We start from the raw sequence: 13,854 nt of genomic DNA, 5'->3' as shown, positions 1-13,854 counted from the left end.
GGCATTCTGGATAGGAAACAACTGCTGGTTAATCGGTTCAAAGGCGTCAGTCAAAGCAGTGATAGGCATAAAGAATAGGGTCAACGTTAAGAGTCAGAAAGCTATTATACGAATATTTCAGCAATTACCAAAATTTATGCCGTAACGGTTTGTCACTTAGCGTTTTTATGAAAAAACCAATAGCCAAATAGTTGATAAAACTTATATTCGTATATAAAGACAGGATGAATAAATGTAAAAACCTCAACGGTTAAGCTGAGGTTTTTGAGTTATATGCATTAAGCTGTTTTTAGATTAATGGCTTATCGCTAGCGATAATGCCGTTATTGTCTGCATAAACAAACATACCAGAATTTAGTGTTAAATCACCAAAGCTGATTTCAAGATCGATTTGACCTTCATCGCGGCGATTTGATTTACGCGGAATGCAACCAAGTGCCATGACACCGATGTCCATTGCTGCCACATCATCAACATCACGGACGCAGCCGTATACGATAACCCCCGCCCAGCCATTATCAATCGCTGACTGCGCAATCATGTCGCCTAGCAGCGCACAACGCATTGAACCACCACCGTCAACCACCAATACCTTGCCATTGCCATCTTTGTCTTTACCATCGCTATTTAGCAATGATTTGACGCGACTATTGTCTTCGAAGCATTTCACCGTCACAATTTCACCGCAGAATTTCTTTTTGCCGCCAAAGCTATGAAAAGACTTACCTTCGATATTAGGCAAACACACCTGCGACTCAGGATTGGCATCCAATAAATCACAGGTCACAAAATTCTTTTTATCCATTGTTATTGATTCTGGCATGTCTGACATAGTGACGCTCCTTGTTATGTATGTTTGGTTATTCATGACTGACTATTTATGACTAGGGCTTAATTTTAATTGTTCCTTTAACTTAATACTTAGGCTATTTTTTAACTTTAGTCATCGCTAGCATTTGCTTATTTTCGATGATATCAGTGGTTTGGATAGCAGGTTCAGTACGGTATTTATTACGCTGATAAACATCATGCGCACTCATCGCCATGGCAATGGCAACGCGTTTGGCGGAAATGGGATGCAGTGACAATGATTCTGAAACTAAGGGCGATATCAGCTGAAAGGCTTTTTGACCAATACTTTCAAGCGGACGACCTTTATGCTTGCCAAGTAACAAGGACGGACGGAAAATAACTAGCTGCGTAAAACCTAGCGCCATAATAGACTGTTCAGTTTCAGCTTTTACGCGATTGTATAAAAACCGACTATGAATATCAGCATTCATGGATGATAACAAAAAGAAATTTTCAACACCTTTTTCTTGGCACAGTTTGGCAAAATTGACATTATAATCATGATCAACCTTTCGAAAGGCCTCATCGCTACCAGCCTGCTTCTTAGTCGTACCAAGACAGCTAAAAGCGTCCGTCTTTCGATCAACACCAACGCTGGCAAATATTTCAGCCAAATTATCAAAATCATTAACCTGATAAAAACGCATGCTGGTATTGATATAGCGTGGCGGACGCCTTGCAATCACAATTAACGTGTCATAAAGCTCACTAAGCTGTTTGACAAGATGCTGTCCGACCAATCCTGTCGCGCCAATCACAATTGCTTTTCGCTGCATAGCCTATCCATTTATAGTGTGTTGGAAAATAGATGATAATGAAAAATCTGATTTTAAAGCCTATCACCAAAGCTTTTCATCTTAGGGCGTATCTTCATTTTAGAAATGGTGATAAAAATGAGATAAATCATAGTCAAATGAGGAAAATAGCGCAGATACTATCAGAATGTTAAATAGTATCGGGATATTAACCAGCTATTTGACATTTTTTTTAACATTGTTTGGCAAGATTCAGCCACTTTTAGCCCATTTAGATGTCCATCGATTGAATTGAGGACATGCCCTAGTATCATACCTAAATTAACGCATAACTGAGGGTATTCTATAGAATTTATTGTAAGAGATTTTATCGGCTAAGCGATTTATTCACTCATAAGCGGTTTTTAGTGCAACAATATTGATAAATATTTCAAGAAACAGTTGAGTAGAGACACAAAAAACTGTCGTATATATGAGCACACAACTTCTTTAAGCATTAATCATCAAATATATTGTTCTAAGGGCGATAATTTGCTAAGATAACCGGCTTTACACGTTAACGCTGTTTAATTACTCCAAACAGTTTTGGCGCTTGCGATGCTCTATTGCTCATTTAGGTGCCTTTAATAACAGATAGGCACTTTAATATTAGACATCGACATCATGTTTGGCGAGACGGCTGCTCGTTACCGATGATGGTTAAACCCTTTTTTATTGTAATCCACATTCATATTTTTATCTGTCTTTATCAAGGAGATTCGCGTGGCTAATACTGCACAAGCTCGTAAACGCGCCCGTCAAAACACCAAACGTCGTCAGAACTCTGCGTCACAACGCTCTATGGTTCGTACTTACTTAAAACGTGTTGATGCGGCTATCGCAGCTAAAGATTATGACGCGGCTACCGAAGCTTACAAAAAAGCGGTACCAGTTCTTGATCGTATGGCTGACAAAGGTATTATTCATAAGAATAAAGCTGCTCGTCGTAAGAGCCGCCTGAACAAAACCATCAAAGGCCTACAAGCTTAAGATTGGTAACGTTTAGACCATATCTCGCCTTTATAGCGTGATGACTAAAACCTTGTTACTGGTTCTAATACTGGGGCAAGGTTTTTTTATGTCTGCTTGAAAAGTGAGTAGTAATCTATTAAATAGTATCTATATTAAATAGTATCTATATTAAATAGTATTTAGATCCATTTTACTTCTGGTGGTAAGAGCAATGTATTAGGATGAAAGCCGGCAGCACGGTAGTCTTCTAATAAAGTATGAATCGGGCGCACATACACTTCACCGCGCCAAACGAAGTGTGCACTGGCTTGTTCAAACGGCTTATCATCAAACCACAAAAATACGCCTTCCATCATCTTTGGCCAATCATTCCAATCAATCTCGACCACATCAAACATCACTGCTAAAAAAGCAGATAACAACGTATCATGACTAACAGCAAGCATGAGATGCCCTTGCTGCGGCTGATGTTGATAAAACAGTGATAAAATATCGAGACCACCTTGGTAAGCGTTTTTGGTACCTTCAAGATTGCCTTGCAAAAATCGATTGATAAAGTTGAGCACGCCAATTTCTTTAAATACTGGATTTGCTATTTCAGGCTCAGTCACTAGGCTACCAGGCTCGACCAACAATGACTGATGCGTAATATCACGTTGTAGTCCCGCACCTGCTTGCATCAGCTGCGCCGTGTCAATACAGCGTCCAATCGGACTTGAGATACTGTCTACATCAAGCGAGTACGGTAAATGCCCTGCCAACCAACGCCCCCACGACTTCGCTAGTACTCGACCTTTAGGTGTTAGGGGTAATTGATAACTGGCAAAACCATTGCCATCAGAGCGTTCACGTAAGGAATGTCTGGTAAATAAAATAAGCCGTTTATCTTCAGGCAATAAGCTGACTGAGGAAATCATACTATCAGGCAAGTGCGAAGGCGCCGGAGCACTTGGAGTATGACTCGCAAGCTTTTCAGCAGACAGTTTTGAGGGATTGTTATTGAGATATTTGCTCATGGTAGCAAGCGTAGCAGATTTTTTGATATGAATGAACAAAATATCAGTTCAATTGTAATATTGCTTACGAGTCTAGGCAGTTAGACTTTAAAATAAGCACTATTTTATATTCACTATTTTAAAAAATACGAATCAAGGTGACAAATAACTAAAAAGATATTTACTTTCAAGAGGCTAAAATTACTTAGCCGATATCAATGACTTTGTCCCACGCGAACGCTAATGCAGTGCTGCTCACCTCATTTGGATACGCACGTGGATTGACAATGACTCGTGTATTACCAATACGGTAACCAAATGCTTCGTGAGTATGTCCATGTACCCATAGTATTGGCGCCCAATCTTCATGCATCCAGCCAGATAGATCACTGATAAAAGCTGCGTTACTTGGTAGATTCGCATACTTCTCAGAAACCGATAATGGACTGATACTATGATGACTCATTACAACAGTTTTTTTGCCAAGTGTTTTGGCGGTGATCAATGCTTGCTTTAACCATTGACGCTGCTTAGCATGGATTTGCATCGATACTTCAGGTGAAAAAAGCTCGCCTCCAGCATAGATTTGTTTATAGTCACGCATAAAGCGCATAGCAGCAGCTATAGTATCTTCATTGGCCTGATATTGGTAATCTGTCCATAAAGTACAACCTAGGATACGTATGTCACCAATATCAACATGTTGACACTGTAGAAAACGGACGCCTTGCTGCGACTGGGCATTATAATTATCCCAAGTCGCAAGCTTTTTATCAAAATGTAGCACATCTTCATTAAAGTATTCATGATTACCAGCTATCGTAATCACAGGCACTTGCAAACGTGCTGCCTGCTCTTGTAGCCATGGCATACCACTATCGCTGTTGGCAGTATCGCCCGCGACTAATACCACGTCTGCATCAGTTTTGGGAATATGCCCTAGCGGATGTGACTGACGCGCATAACTGTCAATATGTAAGTCACTTAAAATCTGTAATTTCATAAGTTCTAATATCATTAAATAAACGTAAATAGTTTAGCACTTTTTGATATACCCGCAAAAATTAAAAAAAGACAGCGGATGAGGCTGTCTTTTTTATCATGCTGACACTATAAAATGCTAAACGCTTTGTAAATATCCAAATATTTTATAAGTATCTAAATACCTCGGAGTATCTTTTGTAATTTAGCCGCAGGATCTGCTACCTGAGTAATTGAACGACCAATCACCAAATAATCAGAACCATCATCTAACGCCTGTTTTGGCGTGCAAATACGCTTTTGATCATCTGCATTGTCGTCTAGCAAGCGAATACCAGGGGTAATCAATTTAAAATCCTGACCACATAGTGTCTTGAGCGTTTTAGCTTCTTGCGCTGAACAGACCACACCATCAAGACCTGCTTTCTTGGTTAATTGTGCCAATCGACTCACTTGCGCATCTAGACCATCGGTAATACCTGTTTGCATCAATGCTTGATTATCCATAGAGGTCAGCACGGTGACGGCTATCAGCAAGGTATCAAAGTTACCGTCTAACAAGCGCTGTTTAGCCAATGACATCGCCTCTAAGCCCGCGCTGGCATGCACATTCACCATCCATACGCCAAGCTCAGCTGCCGCTAGTACCGCTTGAGCGGTAGTATTAGGAATATCATGGAATTTCAAGTCTAGAAATACGTCAAAATTACGCTGATGTAGCGCCTTAACTATCTCAGGACCACAGCGAGTAAATAGCTCTTTACCCACTTTTAAGCGGCATGATGTTGGATCTAACTGATCAGCTAATGCTACCGATGCCTCCATAGTCATATTATCTAAGGCAACGATGACTGGGGAGTTCATTGTATTATTCATGGTTTTACCATATCTATATCAGAATTATCAAAACACTATATATGAACTGCTCATAGGTCAGTACAAAATATAATTTAGTCTCGTTTTTGTTTGGTAAGTGTCGCGCCTTCATCTACAGTAAGTACTTCTGCGTCTTGCACTTGCACATTGGTCGCTGTCGAACCATAAACAGCCTCTTCCACCGTTGGTGCAGTTGCTTGGCGATCAATGACAGCGTTGGCTTGTGTCAGTTGCGCTTGCAAGTTCACATTCGCTTTTTGCAAACGCGAGATTTCCCACTTATTCTGTAAGACACGGAAAATAAGTAGTGCCAACAAGATGCCAATAACAATACCAAGCATAAGGCATAAAATCAGCAGCAATCCTAGATTCATCGTCGGTGCTTGCGAGAATAATAAATTTACGCCAACTTCGGTATTGTTTGCCAACACCAAACCAAGTGCATAAGCAAAGCTCAAAAACAGCAATACAAATAGTAAAAAGCGCATGAGACGTCTACCTCGATTTGGAATGTCGTTAGTGTTTTAAAAATAGCACTCTAAAACCTTCATCAACCCACACATTTATATGCTTATAAACTCACTAGTGATAAGTTCTAGAAAAGGTGGCTGGCAAGCACTCTTGTTGGCAATTTTACCCAATAAATACTTTATAACACACTTAGCTATTTGCTACTGTATCATTGACTGCTTCACGTAATGCTTTACCTGGTTTAAAGTGCGGTATCGCTTTGGCTGGTACAGGTACGCTTTCTCCTGTCTTAGGATTTCGACCCATACGGGCACGACGATGGTGCAGACAAAAACTGCCAAAACCACGAACTTCTACGCGTCCATCATTGGCTAACGTATCGGTCATCAAGTTTAATATTTCACGTACTGCATCATCGACTACAGTATCAGTCATATTGTCACAGTTCGCACTTAAATTACTAATAAATTCGGACTTGTTAATCGCTTGCTGCATTATTACGCTTGCCTTGTTGATTAATGGATAAGATGACTGTGAATTGAACCATCATTTTCGATAGCTGGTTACTTTTAAGACAAGCTATACATCAATATCATAAGGATAAATAGCCATACACTAAAATAATCTCAGTGTCTTAAATAAGTAATAATTCACATCTCGTTACTCAATGTTGCAAATGATAGCGGATATTACGGTAAATGGAAATAAGAGTTTGCCTGTTTGAGCAAAAACCTCATTGATTAATAATACACTTAAAATTTAAGCAAAAAAAAAGCGACCATAGTCGCTTCTTTTATAATCTTATATCAATAACGTGCAGCTTACTGCATTTGCTCTTTGATCAAGTCACCAATTGTTTTTGGCTGTGCATCAGAACTGGCAGTAGTACTAGTCGTGCTAGTGCTGCTTAGCTCTTTAATCGCTTGACGCTCTTCAGCTTCGTCTTTCGCTTTGATAGACAAGTTGATGTTGCGAGTTTTACGATCAACACTGATGATTTTAGCTTCAACATCATCACCAACGCTCAAATGCTTAGTCGCATCTTCAACGCGATCACGTTGAATTTCAGAGGCACGTAGATACGCTTCAACTTCGTCAGCAAGCTCGATAGTAGCGCCTTTAGCATCTACTTCTTTTACTTTACCATTAACGATAGCACCGCGGTCATTGTTGACTAGGTATTCGTTGAATGGATCAGAGCTTAACTGCTTCACGCCTAGGCTGATACGGTTTGCTTCTGCATCTACTGACAATACCATTGCTTCAACGGTGTCGCCTTTATTGTAGTTACGGATAGCGTCTTCGCCAGTTTCGTTCCAAGAGATATCAGATAGATGAACAAGACCATCAATACCACCGTCTAGACCGATAAAGATACCGAAGTCAGTGATTGATTTGATCGTACCAGTGATTTTATCACCGCGCTCATGTTTCTTATCAAACTCATCCCATGGGTTAGCTAGAGTTTGTTTGATACCTAAGCTGATACGACGACGTTCTTCATCGATATCAAGAATCATTACTTCAACTTCATCGCCCACTTGAACAACTTTTGATGGGTGAATGTTTTTGTTGGTATGATCCATTTCTGACACGTGTACTAGACCTTCAATACCTTCAGAAATCTCAGCGAAACAACCATAATCAGTTAAGTTGGTGACGCGTGCTTTAACCACACTACCTACTGGGTAAGTGCCGCCAACGTTATCCCAAGGATCAGTACCAAGTTGTTTTAGACCTAGGCTAACGCGATTGCGCTCACGGTCAAACTTCAATACTTTAACTTTTAGGTCTTGACCAACTTCAACAACTTCAGATGGATGCTTAATACGGCGCCATGCCATGTCAGTGATGTGCAATAGACCATCGATACCACCTAGATCAACGAATGCGCCGTAATCAGTAAGGTTCTTAACGATACCTTCGATCTCGATGCCTTCTTCAAGCTTGTTCAATAGCTCTTCGCGCTCAGCTGAATTTTCAGCTTCCATAACTGCACGACGGCTAACAACAACGTTGTTGCGTTTTTGATCAAGTTTGATGACTTTGAACTCTAGCTCTTTGCCTTCAAGATGCGTGGTGTCACGGATAGGACGAACATCTACCAATGAACCTGGTAGGAACGCGCGTACTGAACCAATATCTACAGTGAAACCGCCTTTAACTTTGCTTGAAATGATACCTTTTACGATTTCATCATTATCAGCGATTTTCTCAAGGAAGTTCCAAGTTTCAACACGTTTGGCTTTTTCACGTGAAAGCAAGGTTTGACCCATGCCGTTATCAACCGCTTCAACCACGACATCAACGCTATCGCCAACTTCAACTTCAAGTTCGCCTTCTTCGCTTAAAAACTCTTCACGAGCGACGATACCTTCAGATTTCAGACCAGTATCAACAGTGATCCAGTCGTTATCAATGGCCACAACAGTACCAGTGATAACCGAGCCACGCTCGATATCCAGACCTGTTTCTTCGATGCTCGCTTCAAATAGTTCAGCAAATGATTCCATTATGTCTACCTTTGTATAGCCGTATCCTGTCCAGCACAGTACGGATCAAATTTATGATTGCATAAAACGAGAATACTGGTTTTATATCCCATACAATCATATATAAAAACGTTTGTTGTTAGTAAGCACATAACTTATTAAACTCACTAGCAACAACTGTCTTATATTGCAATGCCTTATACTTTTAAATCTCTATGATTTAGAAAGAATATTTTTATCACTCTCTATAGATTATTAGCGTCTACTACTGTGATTTTATACTAAAATCAAGCGTATAGGAAACTTTTTCATACTTACTAACTTGTTTTTATTAACTATTAAAGAAAATACCTTTATCCTGACAATGTCTTTTCACTTGTGCATAAACTTCATCAGCATCTAAGTTAGAGCTATCTAGTAGTAGAGCATCTTCTGCAGGCTTTGATGGTGCAGTCGACCGATTCTCATCACGATCATCACGAGCTTTAATCGTCGCTAAAATCGCGTCAAAATCTGCCGTCTGACCAGCATTTATTAACTGTGTTACGCGGCGCTCGGCACGCGCTTCAGCACTGGCAGTCAAATACACTTTTACATCCGCATCTGGGAACACAACCGTCCCCATATCGCGACCATCAGCGACCAATCCAGAACGAGTTGCCATATCTTGTTGCAACTTTAGTAATGCTTGGCGAACTTTTGGAAATACTGCTATTTGTGATGCATAGCCGCCCACGGTTTCATTACGAACCTGCTCACCAACCGCTTCACCATTCACTAAAACATCAACACGTCCTGATGCATTGTTAGGTACAAAAGCAATCTCTAGGCGCTGCGTTAATGCTAATACAGCCATCTCGTCAATGGCTTGGATTCCGTCTGCCGCAACTAATCCCGCTTCAAATGCTTTGAGTCCAACGATACGATACAGAGCACCTGAATCCAGCAGTTGATACTTCAATGCTTGGGCCAAACGCCACGTGACCGTACCTTTACCTGCTCCACTTGGTCCATCAATGCAGATAACTGGGTAGCGCAACACTGGCGCTTGGTTATCATTACTACCAGAACTAAAGTTATCAAGTATAGCGTTATCAGCTGTAGAAACGGTCATAATACTCACTTAATAGTAGACGATACTGATACGGCTTAGTACATGCTAGCTGCAGAACAATATTTACTTATTTATCAAACGCTTGACAATCAATTCATCATTTCGTCATCAAATAGGGCGATATTATAGCAAAAAAACCTACCCATCACTAGCAGCAAGACTGATATCTTGTTAATTGCTTATATTGTCTTTCCTTTTTGCCGCTTTTCGTCGTTCACGGAAAAAGGTCTTAAGCATCTGGCTGCTATGCTCACGACATAAGCCATTATGTACTTCGATAGCATGATTATAAAAAGGCTGTATCGGTAAATTTATTTGACTACCAACCATACCCGCTCGTGGCTCGCTTGCTGCATAAACCAATCTATCGACCCGCGCATGAATGAGCGCTCCGATACACATCGTACAAGGCTCTAAGGTAACGTATAACGTTGTCTGTAATGGTAGACGATAGTTTTTTAAGCGCGCACACGCTTCTCTTAATGCGACAATCTCCGCATGAGCGGTCGCATCGTGACGCCCAATTGGTTCATTAAATCCTTGACCAATAATCTGCTGATCGTGTACCAGTATCGCTCCTACCGGCACTTCTCCACGCTCAGCACCTTGCCTAGCAAGTTTAAGAGCTATTTTCATCCAGCTCATATCTTGAAGTGACCAAAATGCGCTGGCTTGCATATCTTCAATAACTAACTGACTATTTGCGGTTGGATGTGGCTTCAAGCTTATATTTTGTTTATGTTTCATTTATTTTGACAACTATTGCGGTAATTGCCAATCGATAGGCGTTTGCCCATACTGTACCAGATAATCATTGGTCTTAGAAAACGGCTTGGAACCAAAGAATCCACCACGATTGGCAGCAAGTGGTGATGGGTGTACAGCGGTGAGAATAAGATGCTTATCAGTATTGATATATTTGCCTTTTTTCTGTGCTTTACTGCCCCACAATATAAATACGGTATGTTCTGTTTGTTCATTTATCACATCAATCACCGCATCGGTAAACTGCTCCCAGCCTTCATTTTGATGACTGTTTGGCTCACTTTCTCGCACGGTCAGAGAACTATTTAATAGCAAAACTCCTTGCTGCGCCCAGTAAGTCAGATCGCCATGTTTTGAAGGTGCGATACCAACGTCACTCGCCATCTCTTTCAACAAATTATTGAGTGAGGGTGGCTTTGGAATGGCTTTGGGCACTGAAAACGATAAGCCCATTGCTTGCCCTGGTCCATGATAAGGATCTTGACCTAGTATCACGACTTTAACTTGTGATAAAGGGGTCAGGTTTAACGCATTAAATATTAAAGGTGCTGGCGGATAGATGCTGTTTTCTGATTGATAGGCTTCTTTTAAAAACGCACGCAAGTCGTCCATATTGTTAGAAGTTAACTCGTCTGCTAATGCCGTTTTCCAATCTTCTGGCAAGCGTACATTGTCTAAAATCGCCTGCTTTTGTGCTGGCGTTTTTGGCGTTTGTTCATCGAATAATTCCATATTATGTCCTTTTATATTTGTTATCGATTAGATAAATATCGAATGGGGGAGCGTGAACCAATCTCGCACATGAATGGGAGCTCGTGATTTCATACGTTGGTTTTGTTATGAATTATAGCAATAAAAAAACGGCTACCACAGTAACATGGTAACCGTTGTTATTACATTAGTAGCAAAAACTTAGCTGGCGAGTGACTCAGAGTCTGGATGTGGCTCATGAGTCTCAACGACCGTCAAGATAATACGACTCTCCGCTGACCCTTTATCTGTAGACTTATAATCCGTCTTACCACTGTACTTATCAAGCTTAACAGAATCACCATCTTGTTCATCATTAGCTTCAGGCTCTAAGGTGAGATGTACTACCCCACCATTGACCAAATCACCAAACAAAATCATACTTGCCAATGACTTTTTAATCTCATCTTGAATCAGACGCTGCATTGGGCGTGCACCCATTAGGCGATCATAGCCTTTGTGAGCCAAGTAATCGCGTACTTCGTCATCAATCTCTAAGGTGACTTGTTTATCATCAAGCTGAACTTGTAGCTCAACCAAGAATTTATCAACCACAGATACCACCACGGAGGTATCTAATGGGTTAAATTGGATGATGGCATCTAGACGATTACGGAACTCTGGCGTAAAGACACGTTTGAGCGACTCCGTATTATCACGGCTATGGTCTTGCTGAGTAAAGCCCATTGAAGAGCGGCTAATACTATCAGCACCGACGTTGGTCGTCATAATCACAATGACTTGCTTAAAGATAGCCACACGACCATTGTTATCAGTCAACGTACCATGATCCATGACTTGCAGTAACAAGTTGAAGACATCAGGGTGCGCTTTTTCAATCTCATCAAGCAATAAAACACAATGTGGATGTTGATTGATTTTTTCAGTCAACAAACCACCTTGATCATAACCGACATAGCCAGGAGGCGCACCAATCAAACGTGATGCAGTATGGGCTTCCATATACTCTGACATATCAAAACGAACCAATTCTACGCCTAACAAATTTGCCAATTGACGTGAAACTTCGGTTTTACCCACCCCAGTAGGACCGGCAAACATGAAGGAACCAATTGGCTTATCTGGTGCTTTGAGACCAGCACGTGATAGCTTAATGGCGTCGGCTAAGGTTTCAATGGCCTCATCTTGACCAAATACTAAGTGTTTAAGATCACGATCTAAGTGCTGAAGAATACTCTTATCATCACTTGATACTGACTTGGGGGGAATACGTGCAAGCTTGGCAACAATCGCTTCAATATCTGCCACATCGATTTTCATCGGTGGGTTTTTCTTAGCTTTGCCACTTTTTGATTCACTGAACGATTTGGCACGATCATTGGCTTTTGCAGTTTCCGCTTCATCCTGCATTTCGCTATCGCTATACGTGTCACCACCGAGACCCTCAACATCAGCATCAATCTGAGCATCAAAATCTTGCTCTATATCCGCAATGAAGCTTTCTTCTGCATCAATATCATTAGCATCAGGAATTACGCCTAAACGCTTATAGGCACCTGCTTCGTCAATCACATCAATCGCTTTATCTGGTAAAAAACGCTCGTGAATATGCTTAGCAGATAATTGAACGGCGGTGACCAACGCTTCATCGGTATATTCAACATTATGAAATTCCTCATAACGAGGCTTCAGACCGCGCAAAATATCAATTGTATCGTCGACACTCGGCTCTTTGACATCAATCTTCTGGAAGCGACGTGACAGTGCATGGTCTTTTTCAAACACTTGACGGTATTCGGTAAAGGTAGTTGATCCGATACAGCGCAGCTCACCATTAGCAAGTGCTGGCTTAATCAAGTTTGATACGTCCATATTGCTACTCATTGACGACCCTGCGCCAATAATCATATGAATCTCATCAATAAATAAGATTGCATTGGGCTTTTTCTTTAGCGCATCAAGCAGTGACTTCATGCGTTTTTCAAAATCACCACGGTATTTAGTACCAGCGATTAATGAACCGATATCAAGGCTATAAATCACACAGCCGTTCAATGGTTTCGGTGCTTTATCATTAATAATCAACCACGCCAAGCCTTCAGCAATCGAGGTTTTACCAACGCCTGGCTCACCAACCAATAACGGGTTATTTTTACGGCGGCGGCATAGCACTTGAGCGGCGCGCTCAATTTCAGGGCCACGTCCAATTAATGGATCCGTCTTACCTTCAGCCGCACGCTGGTTTAGGTTGGTCGCAAACTCAACCAAGGGATCCTTACTGGTTTTTTCTGAGGCACTACGGCGTTCACCCGTCATAGAAGCACGTGGCTCAGATGGCTCGTCTTTATCTTGACCATGTGATAAGTATTGGGTCAACTCAAGACGACTAATACCCTGCTTTTTGAGCAAATAAACGGCATAAGTATCGTGCTCTGAAAACATAGACACTAAAATGTCTGAGCCTTCAACAAGGCGACCACCGCCAATAGATTGCACATGGAAAATAGCACGCTGCAGAATACGATCAAAGCTTTGGGTTGGCTGCGGTGACTGCTCGGTGTCTGCGTCTACCGTTGGCGTATGCTTATTGATATAAGCTTCTAACTCGGTGCGCAGCGTTGAAACATTGGCATTACAGGCAGTTAATGTATTGGCAGCGTGAGTATTCTCTAATAACGCCAATAATAGATGCTCAACAGTGAGGTACTCATGCGATTTTTGGCGCGCAAGTGTCATTGCTAAACGCAAAGAAACTTCAAGATGACGACTTAACATAACGACTTCCTACGGTTATACCTATCTTTATAATTGATAGCTTTATGAATGAGTTA

13 protein-coding genes are annotated in these 13,854 nt (G+C 41.2%); 1 reads left to right on the top strand and 12 read right to left on the bottom strand.

Annotated elements, in window-relative coordinates:
* Positions 1–289 precede the first annotated feature (289 nt).
* Together rraA and B2575_RS01140 are read right to left on the bottom strand one after the other, a co-directional pair.
* Complete coding sequence (gene rraA / locus B2575_RS01145; protein WP_296239895.1) at positions 290–823, bottom strand: ribonuclease E activity regulator RraA; 534 nt, start codon at positions 821–823, stop codon at positions 290–292.
* Between the two features lie 103 nt (positions 824–926).
* Entirely contained in the window at positions 927–1,628 is a 702-nt protein-coding gene (locus B2575_RS01140) for an NAD-dependent epimerase/dehydratase family protein (RefSeq protein ID WP_045445057.1), read from the bottom strand.
* A gap of 741 nt (positions 1,629–2,369) precedes the next feature.
* Here B2575_RS01140 and rpsT point away from each other — a divergent pair.
* Positions 2,370–2,636 carry a 30S ribosomal protein S20 gene (rpsT, locus tag B2575_RS01135; RefSeq protein ID WP_010200097.1) on the top strand — a complete coding sequence of 89 codons (267 nt, stop codon included), beginning with the start codon at positions 2,370–2,372 and terminating at the stop codon, positions 2,634–2,636.
* Between the two features lie 161 nt (positions 2,637–2,797).
* On the opposite strand, the gene B2575_RS01130 is transcribed toward rpsT, so the two are convergent.
* The 10 genes from B2575_RS01130 to B2575_RS01085 all read right to left on the bottom strand — a co-directional run bounded on the left by B2575_RS01130 (position 2,798) and on the right by B2575_RS01085 (position 13,798).
* On the bottom strand, positions 2,798–3,634 hold the full coding sequence (locus B2575_RS01130) for a histidine phosphatase family protein (protein ID WP_193009477.1): 837 nt from the start codon (positions 3,632–3,634) through the stop codon (positions 2,798–2,800).
* A gap of 184 nt (positions 3,635–3,818) precedes the next feature.
* Complete coding sequence (locus B2575_RS01125) at positions 3,819–4,616, bottom strand: metallophosphoesterase (RefSeq protein WP_296239829.1); 798 nt, start codon at positions 4,614–4,616, stop codon at positions 3,819–3,821.
* Positions 4,617–4,771: 155 nt separating this feature from the next.
* Positions 4,772–5,470 carry an orotidine-5'-phosphate decarboxylase gene (gene pyrF / locus B2575_RS01120; RefSeq protein ID WP_201559850.1) on the bottom strand — a complete coding sequence of 233 codons (699 nt, stop codon included), beginning with the start codon at positions 5,468–5,470 and terminating at the stop codon, positions 4,772–4,774.
* A 74-nt stretch (positions 5,471–5,544) separates the two neighbouring features.
* Entirely contained in the window at positions 5,545–5,958 is a 414-nt protein-coding gene (locus tag B2575_RS01115; protein WP_201538859.1) for a lipopolysaccharide assembly protein LapA domain-containing protein, read from the bottom strand.
* 172 nt (positions 5,959–6,130) lie between these two features.
* The gene (locus tag B2575_RS01110; protein WP_045445047.1) at positions 6,131–6,436 is read right to left on the bottom strand and encodes an integration host factor subunit beta; all 306 of its coding nucleotides are present in this window, start codon (positions 6,434–6,436) and stop codon (positions 6,131–6,133) included.
* A 326-nt stretch (positions 6,437–6,762) separates the two neighbouring features.
* Positions 6,763–8,454, bottom strand: a complete 1,692-nt coding sequence (gene rpsA, locus B2575_RS01105) for a 30S ribosomal protein S1 (protein WP_055124414.1) — start codon at positions 8,452–8,454, stop codon at positions 6,763–6,765.
* 310 nt (positions 8,455–8,764) lie between these two features.
* On the bottom strand, positions 8,765–9,547 hold the full coding sequence (cmk, locus tag B2575_RS01100; protein ID WP_296239820.1) for a (d)CMP kinase: 783 nt from the start codon (positions 9,545–9,547) through the stop codon (positions 8,765–8,767).
* 171 nt (positions 9,548–9,718) lie between these two features.
* Complete coding sequence (tadA, locus tag B2575_RS01095; protein WP_296239818.1) at positions 9,719–10,294, bottom strand: tRNA adenosine(34) deaminase TadA; 576 nt, start codon at positions 10,292–10,294, stop codon at positions 9,719–9,721.
* Between the two features lie 12 nt (positions 10,295–10,306).
* Positions 10,307–11,044, bottom strand: coding sequence for a uracil-DNA glycosylase (locus B2575_RS01090; RefSeq protein ID WP_296239817.1), 738 nt, complete (start codon positions 11,042–11,044; stop codon positions 10,307–10,309).
* A 180-nt stretch (positions 11,045–11,224) separates the two neighbouring features.
* A complete protein-coding gene (locus tag B2575_RS01085; protein WP_296239813.1) occupies positions 11,225–13,798 on the bottom strand; it encodes an AAA family ATPase in 2,574 nt (857 codons plus the stop codon).
* Positions 13,799–13,854 lie beyond the last annotated feature (56 nt).

This window comes from Psychrobacter sp. UBA6739, from assembly GCF_002453835.1.
Classification (GTDB): domain Bacteria; phylum Pseudomonadota; class Gammaproteobacteria; order Pseudomonadales; family Moraxellaceae; genus Psychrobacter; species Psychrobacter immobilis_A.
Note: the sequence above shows the minus strand (reverse complement) of the source record. Positions and strands in the feature narration are given on the sequence as shown.